The organism is Arthrobacter tecti, from assembly GCF_054511355.1.
Window position 1 is genome coordinate 118062 of record NZ_JBTNCT010000001.1, and the last position, 17141, is coordinate 135202.

Genomic DNA, 17141 nt, shown 5'->3' on the forward strand with positions numbered 1-17141 from the left:
GCGCGAACGTACGCCGCAGCGCGCGCGTGTGTAGTCTCGGACGTATGAAGAACCTATCTACTGACCCACTGCCGGAGGCCACCGTCACCGCACTGCGGGCCAGCGTCGAATCATCCTTCGGGCAGACAATCACGGACCTGAAGTCGCTTGTAGCCATATCGGGTATCGCATGGGAGGCATTCGATCCGGCCGAACTCGACCGGAGCGCCGAAGCTGTCGCCGTCCTCATCCGCTCAACCGGCATTGACGACGTGCGCATTCTTCGCGTCGACAACGACGGGCAGCCGGGAGGCCCCGCCGTCGTCGCCCGCCGACCCGCAGTTGCGGGTAAGCCGACCATCCTGCTGTACGCCCATCACGATGTACAGCCCCCCGGCGCGCGTGAACTTTGGCAGAGCGAGCCTTTCGTCGCCGAGGAACGGAACGGCCGGCTATACGGCAGGGGAGCGGCAGACGACAAGGCGGGAATCCTGGCCCACATCGGCGCTTTCCGGGCCGTCCAGGAAGTACTCGGGGATGAATTCGGGGTCGGCGTAACGCTTTTCATCGAGGGTGAGGAGGAGGCTGGTTCGCCAACCTTCCGCCGGTTCCTTGAGACGCACCGCGACCTGCTGAGGTCAGACGTCATAGTCGTCGCCGACTCGAGCAACTGGAAGGTCGGAGTACCCGCGCTGACCACAAGCCTGAGGGGCCTCGTGGACGGCGCCATCGAGGTGCAGGTCCTTGAGCACGCTGTGCACTCCGGAATGTTCGGCGGACCGGTGCTCGATGCGCCGACACTTTTGGCCCGTCTTATCGCCACCCTGCATGATGACGACGGAAACGTAGCGATCGAGGGGCTTGTCGCCGAGGACACGGCTGAGGTTGAGTACCCCGAAGCAGACTACCGGGCGGACGCGTCGGTCCTCGATGGCGTCCAGCTCGCAGGAACTGGTTCAATCGCCTCCCGCCTCTGGACCAAGCCGGCCCTGTCCATCATCGGGATAGACGTGCCGAGCGTTGCCCTCTCATCCAACACACTGCTGCCGTCGGCGCGGGCGAAATTCAGCATGCGACTGGCACCCGGGCAGGATCCACAGGCTGCAATGGCTGCCGTCGAGCGGCACGTGCTGGACCACGCTCCCTTCGGCGCCCGGGTGAGCTTCACCCCCGGCGAATCCGGCAACCCCTTCTCGACCGACACCTCGCAGGCTGCGGCGCAGCTTGCGCTATGGTCCCTCCAACAGGCGTGGGGGACCGAAGCGGTGGAAGCGGGTATCGGTGGTTCCATTCCCTTCATCGCCGACCTGACGGAGGTCTATCCCGAAGCCCAGATCCTGGTTACCGGCGTCGAGGATCCGGACTCCCGCGCACACAGTGCCAACGAATCTCTGCACCTTGAGGAGTTCAGCCGTGCAGTACTTGCGGAGGCGCTCCTGCTGGCCGGGCTAAACACCGAAACCCGTTAGCTGCCCGGGGCGGAAGCGGCGTCGAGGAATTCTTGCGGCGTATGGTTCGTTACATAGCTGGGCACTGCGCAAGTACCGGACGTACCATGGATAGTGGCCGGCGCCGCAAGGCACTGGAGGCCATCTGCTGCTTGAGCCCGCACACCTGATCGGGTATGAGCCGAAGCGGTCGGCACGAAGCTAAGGAGAACGCACAACTTATGAGCACATCAACCAGCGAACCGACCACCGAAACGGTTGCAGAGAATGAGCTGCCGATTCACGAGGTAGCACTGTCGGATGTCGCCGCGAACAAGGTCCGAAGCCTCCTTGAGCAGGAGGGGCGTACCGACCTCCGGCTCCGGGTGGCCGTGCAGCCCGGGGGATGTTCAGGCCTGATTTACCAGCTTTATTTCGACGAGCGGGTCCTCGACGGCGATGCAGTGCGCGAGTTCGACGGCGTGGAAGTCATCGTCGACCGGATGAGCGTGCCCTACCTGGCGGGGGCCTCGATCGACTTCGAGGACACCATTTCCAAGCAGGGTTTCACCATCGATAATCCCAACGCCGGCGGGTCTTGCGCCTGCGGTGATTCGTTCCACTAGAGTTTCAACTCCGAAGCCTCCGTAGGGTCCCGAAACGGGTCCCTACGGAGGCTTTGTTGTCACATGATGGCTGCCGTTGCGGGTAAGCTCTACAGTGAGTAGTAAAACTGAAAGTGCACCGCGATTCTCGATCGCAGATTGTGTAATGGGTGTGCACGGGAGATGCTGTCACCGTCGGTGACACCGCACGTAAGAAAAGGAAGGGCCGTCTGTGAGTTCGCAGGACCGAACCGGCAGCCGACGCGCAAAGATTTTCAAAGTCTCAAGCCTCGTAGTAGTGGCTGCGCTGTTCTTGTCTGGTTGTTCATCGGAAGTCCAAAAGGGTTGGTTGCCTGCTGAACGCGACAACACCAACCACACCGGCCGGATCATTGACCTCTGGGTCAATTCCTGGATCGCCGCGTTGATTGTCGGCGTTATCACCTGGGGTCTGATCATCTGGTGCATCGTTGCCTACCGTCGTCGTCGTAACGAGACAGGGTATCCCCGCCAGATCAGCTATAACCTTCCGCTGGAAGTGTTCTACCTGACCATTCCGCTCTTCATGGTGTTGGTGTTCTTCTACTTCACCGACCGCGACCAGCAGGCCATTGATGCCCGTGTGGAAAATCCGGACGTCATCATTGATGTCAGGGGAAAGCAGTGGTCCTGGGACTTCAACTATGTGCTGGAGGACAAGTACGACGCCGGAGTCCAGGCACAGCTCGACGGCGAGCCGGGCGTACCGGCAACGCTGCCGACGCTGTACCTGCCCGTTAACCAGACCGTTGAGTTCCGCCTCAATGCACGCGATGTACTGCACTCCTTCTGGATCCCTGCGTTCCTCCAGAAACGGGACATGATTCCCGAGCGGGAAAACTACATCACGTTGACCCCCACCCGTGAGGGTGTGTTCGAAGGCAAGTGCGCAGAACTTTGCGGCGAGTACCACTCCGAGATGCTGTTCAACGTAGCTGTCGTTTCCGAAGAGGAGTACGAAGCGCATCTAGAAACCCTTGAGGACGGGCAGCTCGGCGAAGAGTACGACCGCAACCCGCAAGGTGTGGAAGAAGGCGAAAGCCCGAGCAGTGTCAACGATCAAATTGGGCAGGATTAGTTAGATGTCTACTTACGAATACACCGCAGAGGAAGCCGGCACCACCGTCGCGCCGCGCGTTGTGCCCCGGTCCAAGGGTCGGATCGTCGTCAACTGGATCACCTCGACCGACCACAAGACCATCGGGTACATGTATCTGATCGCCTCCTTCGTCTTTTTCTGCCTCGCCGGCGTGATGGCGTTGGTCATCCGCGCCGAACTGTTTGAGCCGGGTATGCAGATCCTGCAGACGAAGGAGCAGTACAACCAGCTCTTCACCATGCACGGCACGGTGATGCTGTTGATGTTCGCTACCCCGCTGTTTGCCGGCTTCACAAACGTCATCATGCCGTTGCAGATCGGCGCACCGGACGTCGCTTTCCCACGGCTGAACGCACTGGCCTTCTGGTTCTTCCTGTTCGGCAGCACCATCGCCGTGTCGGGCTTCATCACACCGCAGGGTGCAGCCTCATTCGGCTGGTTCGCGTATGCTCCGCTCTCGAATACTACGTTCTCGCCCGGTGTCGGCGGTGACCTCTGGGTCTTCGGACTTGCGCTATCGGGCTTCGGAACGATCCTTGGCGCGGTGAACTTCATCACCACCATCATCTGCATGCGTGCCCCTGGCATGACTATGTGGCGTATGCCGATCTTCACGTGGAACGCTTTGGTCACGTCGATTCTTGTCCTAATGGCATTCCCGCCGCTGGCAGCAGCCCTCTTTGCACTCGGTGCTGACAGACGGTTCGGAGCACACATCTTCGATCCGGACAACGGCGGAGCCATTCTCTGGCAGCACCTTTTCTGGTTCTTCGGTCATCCGGAGGTGTACATCATTGCCCTGCCGTTCTTCGGCATCGTCTCGGAGATTTTCCCGGTCTTCAGCCGCAAGCCGATCTTCGGTTACAAGGGTCTGGTTTACGCCACCATCGCGATCGCTGCGTTGTCCGTCACCGTCTGGGCGCACCACATGTACGTCACCGGAGCGGTTCTGCTACCGTTCTTCGCGTTTATGACAATGCTCATCGCTGTACCTACCGGCGTTAAGTTCTTCAACTGGATAGGTACCATGTGGCGGGGTTCGATCACTTTCGAAACCCCGATGCTCTGGAGCCTCGGCTTCCTCGTGACCTTCCTCTTCGGCGGCCTGACTGGAATCATCCTCGCGTCTCCGCCGCTGGACTTCCACGTCTCCGACACTTACTTCGTCGTGGCGCACTTCCACTACGTGGTCTTCGGAACCGTTGTCTTCGCGATGTTCGCCGGCTTCTACTTCTGGTGGCCGAAGTGGACCGGGAAGATGCTCAACGAGCGCCTCGGTAAGATCCACTTCTGGATGCTTTTCCTTGGCTTCCATGGAACCTTCCTCATCCAGCACTGGCTCGGAGTCATCGGCATGCCTCGCCGGTACGCCGACTACCTCCCCGAGGACATGTTCACCGCGATGAACCAGTTCTCCACCATCGCTTCGTTCGTTCTGGGCGCATCGCTCATCCCGTTCTTCTGGAATGTTTACGTCACCTGGAGAAGCGGGACCAAGGTCGAGGTCGATGACCCGTGGGGCTTCGGAGCCTCGCTTGAGTGGGCTACCTCCTGCCCGCCGCCGCGTCATAACTTTACGTCCCTGCCTCGTATCCGCTCCGAGCGACCCGCCTTGGACCTTCACCATCCAGAGCTCGCCCAATGGCATACCCCTAATGACTCGGCTGCGGGAGCTGTCCTCGGTGCTGCCGATAGAAAGGACGCTTGATCCATGAAGGTTGAAACCGGTCTCTTCTTCTGGGGCGTTCCCTTTTTCATACCTGTCGCACTGATCTACGGCTTCCTGACGAACTGGTCCGAGTGGGTAGGTATTCTTGGCATCCTGCTCGTTGGTGGCCTTGCGGGCATGATCGGCTTCTACCTCGGATTCACCGGACGTAGGGTAGGGCTCCGGCCGGAGGATCGTCTGGACGCCGAAATTCACGAGGGCTCCGGGGAACAGGGACACTTCAGCCCGTGGAGCTGGTGGCCGCTCGTCCTTGGTATGTCGGCAGCAGGCGGATTCCTCGGACTCGCCGTCGGCTGGTGGATCCTCTACATTTCCGCTGGTCTGGCCGCTATTGCCCTCGTGGGATGGGTCTACGAGTACAGCAGGGGAGACCACGCACACTAGGCACTCGTCTTGCGTCACTGAAGAGGTTCCACACAAAGGTGTGGAACCTCTTCCTCGTTTCGCGGGGTATTGCGTAATCTCGTCGACCTAATAAGACGTCCTCGCTGTCCGCAATAGAATGGAAGCGGAAGTGCAACAACTTGGCGCTCTGTCCCCTGGAGGAACGATGGCGGACCCGCTACGCGGCATGCAGACCGCTCTTGAAGGCGACGGGGCGAAGCACGTACAACTTCGTGAAGTGCTCAGGGAATACATCCTCCAGCACGCCGAGCCGGGGACAGCTATTCCCTCCGAGCGCAAACTTACCCAGCACTTCGGTGTAGCGCGAATGACCGTGCGTCATGCAATAGACGCGCTGGTGGCAGAAGAGGTCCTGGAGAGGATCGTCGGGCTGGGAACGTTTGTCTCACACAGCAAGCTGGACCTGCAGATGAAGCTGACGTCGTACAGCGAAGAGATGCACCGCCGCGGGATGGTTCCCGATGCGAGAGTGCTGAGTTTCGAGCAGATGGCTGCCACTCCGCTTATCGCCCGTGAGCTTCAGCTCGAACAGGGTACCCCCGTGATCCGGTTTCGGCGGCAACTGCTCGCGGACAAGGAGCCGATGAGCGTAGACGAGAACTTCATTCCGGCGCACCGCGTTCCCGGCATACTCGAGGACGATCCACCGACGTCACTGTACAACGTGCTCAGCGAGCGTTTTGGGCTGGTGATGGAGTGGGGCGAGGATACTGTGGAGGCAACTGCTGCCTCGCCCTCGATCGCCCGCTTGCTGAACGTGGAAATGGGAGCTCCGTTGCTCAAGATTCAACGCCATGCCTATGTTGCGCGCGCGATGGTTGACTACTCGGTCTCCTACTACCGTGCGGACCGCTACAAGCTGTGGGTACCGCTCCAACGGCCTGGAGTGCGTACTCCGCGAACCTACACGCCAAAGCGCTTGTCTTAGGCTTTCGACCTGCCGATCAAACTTCTCGGGCAAGGGCTGCTTCGCAAAAGAGAGGAGCGGGCCGCCCGATGCCCGGGTTGCCCGCTCCTCTCTAATGAACCTCGCCAGTTAGTGGCTGGAAATCGAGGCCTTATCGTGTTCTTTCGCAAGCTCGCCGTGGTGCCCGTGCGAGTGTGCCTCTTCAAGCTCAGCGGGCGTAACGGGTGCAACCCGATCCTCGAAGAAGAACCTGGAAGCCCAGGCGCGACGCTTCTCGCCCTTCGTGATGTGCCCGTTGACGTCAGCTTGAGCCTGCAGCACCTGTGGAGAGTCGAACGTGGTCAACTTGTACCGTTTGTACTCGTCTACCGGTTCGTGAACCTCGATGAACTCACCGTGAGGCAGGCGAACGATGCGCCCCGTCTCGCGCCCGTGCAGAACAATCTCACGGTCCTTCCGCTGCAACGCCAGCGCGATGCGGCGGGCAACGATGAAGCCGATCACCGGGCCGATGAAGAACAGTGCGCGGAGCCAGTATGTGACGTCGTTCAGGGACACCATAAAGTGCGTAGCAATGAGGTCGGAACTCGCTGCCGCCCACATCACGCAATAGAACACGACGCCGGCTACTCCGACACCGGTGCGGGTCGGCGCATTGCGCGGGCGGTCCAGCAAGTGGCGTTCCCGCCGATCCTTGGTTACCCAGGCTTCAATCCACGGCCATGCGAAGAGCAAGGTGAATACGATGCCGGCGGGCACCAGAGCAGGCAATAGGACGTTCAGCGACAGTGTGTTGACACCCCATGGGAAGGGAATCTCCCATTCGAACGGGAATCCCGCGACGATACCCGGCATGAGGCGCAATGCTCCGTCAACCCACCCGATATACCAGTCCGGCTGGGTTCCCGCGGATACGGGGGAGGGGTCGTAGGGTCCGTAGTTCCAGATCGGGTTGATGGTGAAGGCCGCCGAGATAGCGGCAACCACGCCGAACACGATGAAGAAGAAGCCGCCGGCCTTGGCTGCATACACCGGGCCGACCGGAAAACCCACCACGTTGTCGTTTGTGCGGCCGGGGCCGGGGAACTGCGTGTGCTTGTGAACGACCACCAGGAAAAGGTGGATCGCGATCAACAACAGAATGAGGGCAGGAATCAAGAGGATGTGCAGGACATACAACCGCGGAATGATTTCCGTGCCTGGAAACTCGCCTCCGAAGAGGAAGAAGCTGATGTACGTGCCCACAACGGGAATGGACTTGATAACGCCGTCGATGATGCGCAGCCCGTTGCCGGAGAGCAGATCGTCAGGCAGCGAATAACCAGTGAAACCAGCCGCCATGGCCAGGATAAGCAACACACCGCCGATCACCCAGTTGAGCTCGCGGGGTTTGCGGAATGCACCCGTGAAGAACACACGGAGCATATGTACCGAGACAGCAGCCACGAAGAGCAGCGCTGACCAGTGATGCACCTGGCGCATGAAGAGGCCACCGCGGATATCAAAGGAAATATCAAGCGATGAGGAGTATGCCACTGACATTTCAATCCCACGAAGCGGCACATAGCTGCCGTCATAGTGGGTTTCCGCCATCGACGGATCGAAGAAAAAGGTCAGGAACGTACCCGAAAGCAGAAGGATCACAAACGAGTAGAGGGCAACCTCGCCGAACATGAACGTCCAGTGATCGGGAAATATCTTCCGACCGAACTCCTTGACTATGGCGGAACCACCCACGCGCGTGTCAACGAAGTTGGTGATCTTACCGACGCTTGTTTTGGGCTGGTATTCGCGCCCAGCTGCCGAGCTGCTCATCTCAGCCACGCTCCCAGTAACTTGGTCCTACGGGTTCTTGGAAGTCGCTCGTCGCCACCAGATAGCCCTCATCATCGACTGAGATAGGCAGCTGGGGGAGCGGACGGACGGCCGGGCCGAAGATGACCTTGCATTCCTGCGTGAGGTCGAAGGTCGACTGATGGCACGGACACAGCAGGTGGTGCGTCTGCTGTTCGTAAAGGGCTACCGGGCAGCCCACATGGGTACAGATCTTGGAGTAGGCAACGATGCCTTCGAATCCCCAATCTTCCCGTCCCGGCGACGGATTGAGTGACTCGGGCTTCAAGCGCATGAGGAGAACGACCGCTTTGGCCTTCTCTTCAAGCTTGTGCTCGGACTCGTTGAGCCCCTCCGGAATTACATGGAAAGCAGAGCCGATTGTTACATCGGAGGCCTTGATGGGCGTGCCGCTCGGGTCGCGGGTGAGGCGAACGCCCTCATCCCACATGGTCTGACGCAGTACGTCGCCGGGAAGCGGCCCGAGGTCCCGGAAGATGGCAATGGCTGGGAAGATCGCCAGAATGCTCGCACCGAGGAGGGTATTCCTGATCAGCGGGCGGCGCTTGATGCCCGATTCCTCGAGAATGTCCCCAACAATCTTTTCGGCGTCGGCGCGGTCGGCCTCTGGCCTGATTTCGTGACGGTCTTCCGAAATTTCGTGATCCGGCATGAGGGTCTTGGCCCAGTGCACAATTCCCACTCCGATGCCCAGCATCGCGAACGCGGTGCCGAGGCCAAGTAGCAGGTTCTGCAGACGAAGCGTCCCGATTGTCTGGTCCAGCGGGATGGCGAAATACCCGAAGAAAAAGAGGACCGTCCCGAATATCGAAACGAGGAACAGTACTCCGACCTGACGCTCTGCGCGCTTCTCCGCGCGGGGATCGGTGTCAGCCAAACGAGGCCGGTGCGGCGGGAGCCCAGGATCCTGGAACTTCTGCACGCCGCCCTGACCGGGCTTAGCTACGGTGCCCGTGTGTTCCGGGCTGCCGTGACTATGGTCGGCCATGATCCCTCTCATCCTTCTTTAGAAACTTCACTCATCAATCCTGTGTATTTAGTTCTTATGGTTTCCGCTGCCCGCGCCTATGACGAGCGCGAAGTGAGCCAGACTGTGAATGCGATGATTACGCCGAGCCCCGCGACCCAGATAAACAGCCCCTCGGAAACGGGTCCCAGCGATCCCAGGTCAGCTCCGCCGGGCGAGCCCTGTTCCTCGATGATGTTCAGGAACGCAATGATGTCCTGCTTGTCCTCGGGCGTGATGTTTGCGTCATTGAAAACCGGCATGTTCTGGGGCCCGGTAACCATGGCCTCGTAGATGTGCTTGTTGCTTACGCCTTCAAGTGACGGTGCAAACTTTCCGCGTGTTAGTGCACCGCCGGCAGCGGCCGCATTGTGGCACATGGCGCAGTTGATGCGGAATAGCTCGCCGCCGTTCGCGGGATCCACGTCCTCACCGGAAACGTCAAGCAGTTCCTCTCCGGGTATCGCAGGCCCCGCGCCAAGGGAAGCTACGTATGCGGCCATCTGGCTGATCTGCTCGTCAGTGAACTGAACTGGCTTCTCTAGTGCCTGCGGTCCCTGCATCTGAAGAGGCATCCGTCCGGTTCCAACCTGGAAGTCAACCGCTGCAGCTCCGACACCAACGAGGGAGGGGCCGTCCTCGGTGCCTGCCGCTCCCATTCCGTGACAGGTGGCGCAGTTGGCGACGAAGAGCTTTTCCCCTTCTTCGATGTCGCTTGCAGAAACGGTTGTCTGCGCTTTGGCTTCATTCGCGTTGCTCGCGATGGCATAGATGCCGCCGGTTAACAACAGCCCCATCAGCAGCAGCGCTATAGCTGCAAGGGGGTGGCGCCGCCTCTGCGAAAGTGCCTTCACGTCCTGTTTCCTGCCTTCTGTATTGCCTTTGTACGTTGCACAGTTGGTGCCAGTCCCAGTTGCGACCGCCACGCTAATTCTACCCCGGGTAGAAAAGGGTTCAAGAGAAATCTACTTCAAGAAGTAGATGATGATGAACAGGCCGATCCAGACCACGTCCACGAAGTGCCAGTAATAGGAGGTGACGATGGCTGAAGTTGCTTCAAAGTGGCCGAAACGTTTGGCGGCGTACGCGCGTCCGATGATGAAGAGAAACGCAATCAGCCCTCCGATGACGTGCAGTCCATGGAAACCGGTAGTGATGTAGAACGAGGAGCCGTAGGCATTGGAGGAGAGTGATACGCCTTCTGCAACAAGTTCGGCGTATTCGTAAGCCTGCACAGCAACAAAGACTGCTCCCATCAGAAAGGTCAGCAGGTACCACTCGACCATGCCCCACCTGGCCATGTTGAACATGCTGCCGACCCGCCGCGGCTGGAGGCGCTCGGCCGCGAAGACGCCCATCTGGCAGGTAAAGGAACTCGATACCAGGATGATGGTGTTGACCAGCGCGAACGGAACGTTCAGCTTCTCCGTCTCGGCAGCCCAAAGGTCCCCCGAAGTGGAGCGCAATGTGAAATACATGGCGAAGAGGCCGGCAAAGAACATCAGTTCACTGGAGAGCCATACAACGGTGCCGACCGAAACCATGTTCGGCCTGTTCAAAGTTGGATGCGCAGTGGAGTTTGGGGCATGGGTCGCTGTCGTCACCCTGACATTATGTCTCTAAAGATGCCCAGTTCACCAATGCGAAACCGCCTCGGCGTGGCCCGTCTGAACGCGCGATGCCCTTCCCGGCCAGTAATGGCGCGGGAGTAATAACGTCACGACTTTCTACATTTCGTAGATAACCTAGGGGAGTGACTCCGATTTCTGCCCCGGCGCCAAGTTCCACCACCTGGCCGAAGCTGATTTCCGCCCTCATCGCGGGCCGGGATCTCACGGCAGCACAGACCCGTTGGGCGATGGAATCCATCATGGCGGGCGAGGCAACTCATGCGCAGGTGGCCGGCTTCCTGGTCGGTCTGCAGAGCAAAGGGGAGTCGGTTCAGGAACTGCTTGGTCTGGTCGAAGCGATGCTGGGACGCGCACACCGGATTCAGGTTTCGGGAAGAACCCTGGACATCGTCGGCACAGGCGGTGACGGTCTCGACACACTGAATATTTCCACGATGTCTTCCCTCGTGGCTGTTGGCGCTGGTGCGCGCGTGGTTAAGCACGGGAACCGAAGTGCGTCGTCGTCGGCCGGATCCGCCGACGTGATCGAAGCGCTGGGCGTGCGCCTGGACCTGTCGATCGAGGATGTCGCACGCTCAGCGGAGGAGGCGGACATCACCTTCTGCTTCGCCCAGGTCTTTCATCCCTCGATGCGCCACGTTGCGGTCCCGCGCCGAGAACTGGGCGTTCCGACCGCCTTCAACTTTCTGGGTCCATTGAGCCACCCGGCCGGCGTCGAGGCCCAGGCGGTGGGATGCGCCAACGAACGCATGGCTCCGTTGATGGCCGGTGTACTGGCCGCACGAGGCATTCGGGCTCTCGTTTTCCGCGGGAGTGACGGCCGGGACAAATTAACGACCAGCGGATCTTCGACTATCTGGGAAGTGCGCACGGGTGAAGTTACCGAACACACGATTCATCCGGAGGAGTTCGGCATCTCTGTCGTTCCCGTCGAAGCGCTCAAAGGCTCCGATGCGCAGAACAACGCAAAGGTAGTACGCGCTGTCCTGTCGGGTGCGCGCGGACCGGTGCGGGACGCCGTCGTCCTCAACGCGGCGGCAGGGCTGGTGGCTCTTGATACCGACCATTCCGCGGCGCTTACGGATCGGATCAGCAGGCAGATGGTGCGCGCCGCTGAATCGATCGATTCGGGTGCGGCACAGGCTGCCCTTGACCGCTGGATCGCGGTCACGGGGCAGTAGCAGGTCCGCCGGCTGCTATCCCTCGAACCCGAGGGAGAAAGCGGCGTCGAGGTCGTGCTTTGAGTAGGACCTGAACGCAATCTGGGTTGTGGTCGATTCGACGCCCTCGATCTTGGAGAGGCGGTCCGCGATGACATCTGCGAGGTCCTCGTGGCGGTTGACCCTGGCGATCGCGATGAGATCCCACTCACCGGTCACCGAATACACCTCGCTGATCCCGTCGATCTCCGAAATCTCCTTGGCGCACTCGGGGATACGGGAGGCATCGGTCTGAATAAGCACAAACGCTGTGATCATGAAGCTGCTCCTTGATTCTGGGCGGGGGAGTAGTGGTCAGAAGACTGACGACGACGACGGCGCACGGCACCCAGGGTCGCCGCCGCGACCCGGGGCAAGATGAGGAATATCGCCAGAACGACGACGGCGACGATCTGGAAAGCCGGCGCTGCGCTCTCACCGAACGCGACCCGAAGCACCAGACCGCCCACGGCGGTGCCGAGCCAAATCGGCGTGCCCGTACGCAGCGGCGCCGCCGGCCGGCGCCAGGCAAGGCAGGCGAAGTAGGTCAAGGTGTACGCACCGAGGAACGGGGCAGCGGTCACTAAGGCTCCGGACAGCGATACCGAACCGTAGTGCGACGCGTGGCCAAGGAAAGCGAAGACCAGGATGAGCGCAATGTCCAGAAGCGCCCACACCAGTCGAATCTGTGCCGGTGCCCTTGTCATGGAATCAGCCTACTGGCACAGCGCTTCCGGATCCGTACCAGCCGAACCGTTTCCCCTCACCGTTTCGAGGCATACGCTTGATGCATGTGCAGGAATATCAGAACACTTCACAACTTTGAGCCCTCTGCCACCAGCGACGAAGTGCAGGCCGCAGCGCTCCAGTATGTGCGTAAGGTCAGCGGTGCCACGAAGCCTTCGAAGGCAAACCAGGACGTCTTCGACAGGGCTGTAGCGGACATCACAGCCATCACCGAACGTCTTCTGGCTGACCTCGTCACTTCGGCTCCGCCCAAGGACCGGGACGAAGAAGCAGCGAAGGCGAAGGAGCGCTCCGCGAAGCGGTTCGCGACGGCCTAGGGCAGTGCCGCCCGGCCGGCAAAAATGCTGGGCAGATCGGGCCATTTGGGGCAGTATTATCAGGTGGCGCGCCGTAGACGTGCATTCGGGCTCACCAGGCACCGGCCGCTACGCCGAGGCACCAGGAGATCAACCATGAGCGCTCGTCTGAATCCCTATCTTGGTTTCCGCGATACGGCCAAGGATGCCATGACTTATTACCAGTCAGTCTTCGGTGGTGAACTCACGCTCAGCACATTCCGCGACTTCCATGCGAGCGAGGACGAAGCCGAACTCGACAAGATCATGCACGGGATGCTCACCACCGAAAGCGGCATGGTCCTCATGGCCGCCGACACGCCGAACAGCATGGATTACAACCCGGGTAACACTTTCTCGATCTCACTCAGCGGTGAGGACGAGAATGAACTGCAGGGCTACTGGGACCGGCTCGCCGGCGACGGGGCGGTTACCGTCCCACTCGAGGTGGCTCCGTGGGGAGATCGTTTTGGTATGTGCACGGACAAGTTCGGCGTTGCCTGGCTGATCAACATCGCGGGAACATCGCCTCAGCAGTAGTGGATCCGGGCAGACAGGATATCTTCAGGAGGCGCTCTGAGACCCGCTTAGTTGACATAATGCAGATTATCGGCAATTTATACCCTGCCTACAGAAGTGCGGAGTCAAGGTAAACGCGCGAGATCCCGACGAATGTAGCGCAGGTGCGCCCATTCCTCCTCCAGGATCACACGAATGCAGTCGCCGACACTGGGACGCCAGTCGCCGCCACCCCAAGGGTTTTCGCGTTCTTCTGCGAGCGTCTCCGTCGTGGCCGTAGCCAGGAAGTCCGTAACGAGCTGCTGTCGGTCGGCGCGCACAGCGAGTATCTCATCGTAAGTCGGAATCTCCGCGCGGAAGATCGACATGTCGAAGCCCATCTGGTCGGCACCGGTGAAGATCTGACCGATCTCGTGGAACGGCTGCCTCACCCCCAGGATTCCTCCGCGGAGCCAGGCGTCCGTCGCAAGGATGAGGTGGCGCAAAGTCTGGGCCAGGGACCACTCATCCTCGACGTGGGCGTCCACCAGCTCCGCCGGCGTGTTTGCCACCGTTGCCTGCCACGCAGACTGTACCGCGACCCACCCCTCGCGCAGACGTTCGGGGGTTTGAGCCTTCTGCAGCTCGCGGCCCGGGAACTGCCGATTGAGCTCGGCGTCCACGAGCGGCACCACGTCGACCCCGTTGACGAGAAGGCTACCGAAAAACAGGTCGTGGCTGTCGACGTCGAGCCCATCTAGATCGACGCCGCGCATCGTCATACCACTGACATCGGAGAATCGCAGGGTGGCACCCTTGAAACTCGCCTTGACGAAGGTCGCGCCTTCGAACTCCTTTGAGCCGGTATAGGTCGTCATTGCTTCATCATCTCACCGCTGTCGGGGACACACCCGGACCGGCAGGATTGCGAGCCGAGCCGAGCCGAGCCGGGGCAAGGCAAGAGCTCACCAGTCTGAGGGTGCCAGCCGTTGGCTGAGCACCCTGCCTAGGATGAGACAGTGTGGACCAACAACAGCCAGAACATCAAAATTCTCGTTCAGCGGCTACTCGAACAGGACTCACCGCCCATTGTTCAGTTGGGGCATCCGGTGCTGCGGATGCCAGCTGAGGACTTCGATGGCCAACTCGATACGGAAGAACTCACTGCGCTGCTTGCCGCGATGCGCCAGGCCATGCATGATGCGCCGGGGGTCGGGCTGGCCGCTCCGCAGCTCGGCATCCCGCTTCGCTTGGCGGTCATCGAGGATGTCGGTGTTCAACCCGACGAAATTGTCCGAGTTCGCGAGCGCACCGCGGTCCCATACTTCGCCGTTGTCAATCCGCGATATGCGCCGGTCGACAACGAAACGGCCTCGTTCTTCGAGGGATGCCTGTCATTCAGCGGATGGCAGGCCGTCGTCGAACGCTATCGCCGTGTACAGCTTGATTACTTCGAGCCTGACGGGACGCGTGTAATCCGCCAGTTCAGCGGGTGGCCGTCGCGCATCGTCCAGCACGAGGCGGACCATCTCAACGGAACCATCTATATCGATAAGGCGAACCCGCGGTCACTCGTCAGCAGCGTTGAGTACGGCGAACGCTGGACGCAGCCCGGTATCGAACTGGCCCAGCGCTCGCTCGGCTTCTAGGACGCTCCGCTGCTAAGCAGGCTGGTTTTTCTTGCTCGGGAGCTTTTCTGCCCACCATCGAAGAATGTGCTCGAAGCGTTGACGGCGGTGCCAGGGCGTCCCGGAACGCGAGAGCTCGTGGGTCTCCCCCGGAAAAATTAGCATCTCGGCATCCACGCCGTTACGCTTCAGCGCCGTATAGTACCGCTGCGCCTGCTCAAGCGGGCACCGCAGATCGTCTTCCGAATGGACCACGAACGTTGGCGTCTTCACCTGGTCAGTATGCGCATAAGGACTCTGCGCCCGGACCTTATCGGGATCCGTGCCCGTGTACGCCTCCGAGAAGAACCATCCGATGTCAGATGAGCCGATGAACGATTCCGGATCCAGGAAGCCGCGCTCCACGATCGCTCCCTGGAAGCGGTGATCGTTCGCCACGAGCCAAGCCGTCAGATACCCGCCGTATGAACCGCCCATGACGCCCAACCGGTCGCCGTCGAGTTGGCCGAACTGCGCCGCCGCGCCCTCAAGGAATGCCAGCACGTCCTGCATATCGACCGTGCCCATAGCCTCCTTGATCACCCGGCCGTGGGCCTGGCCGTAGCCGGCGGCTCCCCTGGGGTTGCACATGGCGACGGCGTAACCCGCCTCGACGTAGACCTGCGCTTCATCGAAGTAGCCCCAGCCATACTGGGCGAATGGCCCACCATGAATATTCAGGAGAACAGGGTGCGGGCCCTCCCCCTCGGGTACAAGCACCCAGCCGTGAACGGGATAGCCGTCCGGTGCGTTGAACGTTGCCTCGTGCATTTCGGCCATCACCGTTTCGGCCCGCAGCCTGTCCGAGAAGTCCGTCAACCGGTTGAGGACTCCCCCGTCGATTCGCGCCACGTCGCCGGCAGTCCGGGGGTCGGTGAAGGCGACGACGATGTCGTCGCCTTCTGCTGCTGCGCCGGTCACGATGAATTCGCCGTCGATGAGCGTCCGCACCTCGCCGGCGGGCGTGACGGCAAGCAGCTGACCCGCACCCCTGGCACGGTTGAAGACAAGCACCCCGTCACGATAAGGAACAATGTCGCCTACTTCGCCGAGGTCCTGCGTTTCGGGATCCGTGAGCAGGCGGACGTCCGCCGGGTTCTCGATCGGCGCAACATACAGCGCGGTGTTTCGCGCGACGAAATCAAGGCCACTGGGAGAGAGTGGGCTTCCAAGGTAGTAAAGCCAGTTGCCGTCCGCGCTGTTGACCGGCCTGCCGCAGCCGATCAGTTCATCTGAAAGGTTGCTGAGCCGCTGCCTGTCGGAACCGTCTAGCGCGATCGAATAGATGTCCGTGCGCAGGTTCGAGTCCGATCCGGCCTCAGGAGAGGCCGCGAAGAGGATCCGTGATCCGTCGCTTGAGAAGGAGGGCGATGACGAGTCCGCATCCGCGGAAGTGAGCTGACGCGCCTCCGGGTAGAGCGAGGGACCGTCTTCGCCGGCAGCCTTTTTGGCACGTCCCACAGGTTCAACAGCCGGTTCTTCATCCACCGCCGGAACATCAATGAGGAACAACTGCGTCCGCTTGTCCGCGGTGTACCCCACACCGTTCATCTGGTACTTGAAGCCCGTGATGTGACGCGGATCTTCCTGGCCGCCGGCCACACCCTCGATGGTGCCGTACCGGCCCTCCTCAGGAACGCGTGCCGTGAAGACGAGGCGCCGGGAATCGGGCGACCATTCAAACCCGGACACGCCAAGCTTCTGGTCCGTTATCTGTCGGGGTTCCCCTCCCCCGCTCTCTGTGATGTAGATCTGTGGTTTTCCTCCCTGGCCCGCACGCAGGAATGCCAGCACGGCGCCGTCGGGCGAATATCGGGGCGAGACATCCCTGAAGCCGCGGGTCAGGCGGCGTGGTTGGGCATCATCCAATGGCACCTCCCACAGTTGACCAACGTAGGTGTCGGCGTCGTAGTCCGGTCGGGTGACCGAGACAACGCAGCGCCGGGATTGCGGGTGTAGCGAAGGTGTGCTCACGTCGTTCAGCAGATTCAGTGTGTTTGGTTTCACACTGACG

Annotated in this window: 18 protein-coding genes; 10 read left to right on the forward strand and 8 right to left on the reverse strand. The window is 60.7% G+C overall.

The window, feature by feature from the left end; all coding sequences use genetic code 11:
* The first annotated feature begins 44 nt into the window (after positions 1–44).
* The 6 genes from ACX80C_RS00545 (at position 45) to ACX80C_RS00570 (ending at position 6211) form a co-directional block, all read left to right on the forward strand.
* Positions 45–1448, forward strand: coding sequence for a M20/M25/M40 family metallo-hydrolase (locus ACX80C_RS00545; RefSeq protein ID WP_459324280.1), 1404 nt, complete (start codon positions 45–47; stop codon positions 1446–1448).
* Between the two features lie 200 nt (positions 1449–1648).
* Positions 1649–2032, forward strand: a complete 384-nt coding sequence (locus ACX80C_RS00550; protein ID WP_459324281.1) for a HesB/IscA family protein — start codon at positions 1649–1651, stop codon at positions 2030–2032.
* Between the two features lie 211 nt (positions 2033–2243).
* The gene (gene ctaC / locus ACX80C_RS00555) at positions 2244–3128 is read left to right on the forward strand and encodes an aa3-type cytochrome oxidase subunit II (RefSeq protein ID WP_459324282.1); all 885 of its coding nucleotides are present in this window, start codon (positions 2244–2246) and stop codon (positions 3126–3128) included.
* Between the two features lie 4 nt (positions 3129–3132).
* Positions 3133–4857: an aa3-type cytochrome oxidase subunit I gene (gene ctaD / locus ACX80C_RS00560; RefSeq protein WP_459324283.1), complete on the forward strand. Its 1725-nt coding sequence runs from the start codon at positions 3133–3135 to the stop codon at positions 4855–4857.
* A gap of 3 nt (positions 4858–4860) precedes the next feature.
* Positions 4861–5262, forward strand: coding sequence for a cytochrome c oxidase subunit 4 (locus ACX80C_RS00565; protein WP_459324284.1), 402 nt, complete (start codon positions 4861–4863; stop codon positions 5260–5262).
* Between the two features lie 166 nt (positions 5263–5428).
* On the forward strand, positions 5429–6211 hold the full coding sequence (locus ACX80C_RS00570) for a GntR family transcriptional regulator (RefSeq protein WP_459324285.1): 783 nt from the start codon (positions 5429–5431) through the stop codon (positions 6209–6211).
* 108 nt (positions 6212–6319) lie between these two features.
* Here ACX80C_RS00570 and qcrB read toward each other — a convergent pair whose 3' ends face one another.
* From qcrB to ctaE, 4 genes are all read right to left on the reverse strand, one after another.
* The gene (gene qcrB, locus ACX80C_RS00575) at positions 6320–8005 is read right to left on the reverse strand and encodes a cytochrome bc1 complex cytochrome b subunit (protein ID WP_459324286.1); all 1686 of its coding nucleotides are present in this window, start codon (positions 8003–8005) and stop codon (positions 6320–6322) included.
* 1 nt (position 8006) lies between these two features.
* The gene (gene qcrA / locus ACX80C_RS00580) at positions 8007–9032 is read right to left on the reverse strand and encodes a cytochrome bc1 complex Rieske iron-sulfur subunit (RefSeq protein WP_459324287.1); all 1026 of its coding nucleotides are present in this window, start codon (positions 9030–9032) and stop codon (positions 8007–8009) included.
* 77 nt (positions 9033–9109) lie between these two features.
* Positions 9110–9904, reverse strand: a complete 795-nt coding sequence (gene qcrC, locus ACX80C_RS00585; RefSeq protein WP_459324288.1) for a cytochrome bc1 complex diheme cytochrome c subunit — start codon at positions 9902–9904, stop codon at positions 9110–9112.
* Between the two features lie 111 nt (positions 9905–10015).
* Positions 10016–10654 carry an aa3-type cytochrome oxidase subunit III gene (gene ctaE, locus ACX80C_RS00590; protein ID WP_459324289.1) on the reverse strand — a complete coding sequence of 213 codons (639 nt, stop codon included), beginning with the start codon at positions 10652–10654 and terminating at the stop codon, positions 10016–10018.
* Positions 10655–10803: 149 nt separating this feature from the next.
* Here ctaE and trpD point away from each other — a divergent pair, with 149 nt between their 5' ends.
* Entirely contained in the window at positions 10804–11862 is a 1059-nt protein-coding gene (gene trpD, locus ACX80C_RS00595; protein WP_459324290.1) for an anthranilate phosphoribosyltransferase, read from the forward strand.
* A 15-nt stretch (positions 11863–11877) separates the two neighbouring features.
* Here trpD and ACX80C_RS00600 read toward each other — a convergent pair whose 3' ends face one another.
* Positions 11878–12159, reverse strand: a complete 282-nt coding sequence (locus ACX80C_RS00600) for an Lrp/AsnC family transcriptional regulator (RefSeq protein ID WP_459324291.1) — start codon at positions 12157–12159, stop codon at positions 11878–11880.
* Positions 12156–12587, reverse strand: coding sequence for a DUF3054 domain-containing protein (locus tag ACX80C_RS00605; RefSeq protein ID WP_459324292.1), 432 nt, complete (start codon positions 12585–12587; stop codon positions 12156–12158). Before ACX80C_RS00605 ends, ACX80C_RS00600 begins: the two co-directional genes overlap by 4 nt.
* Before the next feature lie 84 nt (positions 12588–12671).
* Between ACX80C_RS00605 and ACX80C_RS00610 the strand changes: the two genes are divergently transcribed.
* Both ACX80C_RS00610 and ACX80C_RS00615 read left to right on the forward strand, forming a co-directional pair.
* Entirely contained in the window at positions 12672–12944 is a 273-nt protein-coding gene (locus ACX80C_RS00610; RefSeq protein ID WP_459324293.1) for a DUF2277 domain-containing protein, read from the forward strand.
* Between the two features lie 135 nt (positions 12945–13079).
* Positions 13080–13502 (forward strand): VOC family protein, encoded by a 423-nt coding sequence (locus tag ACX80C_RS00615; protein WP_459324294.1) that lies wholly within the window; start codon positions 13080–13082, stop codon positions 13500–13502.
* Positions 13503–13606: 104 nt separating this feature from the next.
* Here the strand turns inward: ACX80C_RS00615 and ACX80C_RS00620 are convergent, their stop codons facing one another.
* Positions 13607–14338 (reverse strand): DinB family protein, encoded by a 732-nt coding sequence (locus ACX80C_RS00620; protein WP_459324295.1) that lies wholly within the window; start codon positions 14336–14338, stop codon positions 13607–13609.
* A gap of 141 nt (positions 14339–14479) precedes the next feature.
* On the opposite strand from ACX80C_RS00620, the gene ACX80C_RS00625 reads away from it, so the two are divergent.
* A complete protein-coding gene (locus ACX80C_RS00625) occupies positions 14480–15109 on the forward strand; it encodes a peptide deformylase (RefSeq protein WP_459324296.1) in 630 nt (209 codons plus the stop codon).
* A 12-nt stretch (positions 15110–15121) separates the two neighbouring features.
* Here ACX80C_RS00625 and ACX80C_RS00630 read toward each other — a convergent pair whose 3' ends face one another.
* Positions 15122–17134 carry a S9 family peptidase gene (locus ACX80C_RS00630; RefSeq protein ID WP_459324297.1) on the reverse strand — a complete coding sequence of 671 codons (2013 nt, stop codon included), beginning with the start codon at positions 17132–17134 and terminating at the stop codon, positions 15122–15124.
* Between the last annotated feature and the right edge of the window lie 7 nt (positions 17135–17141).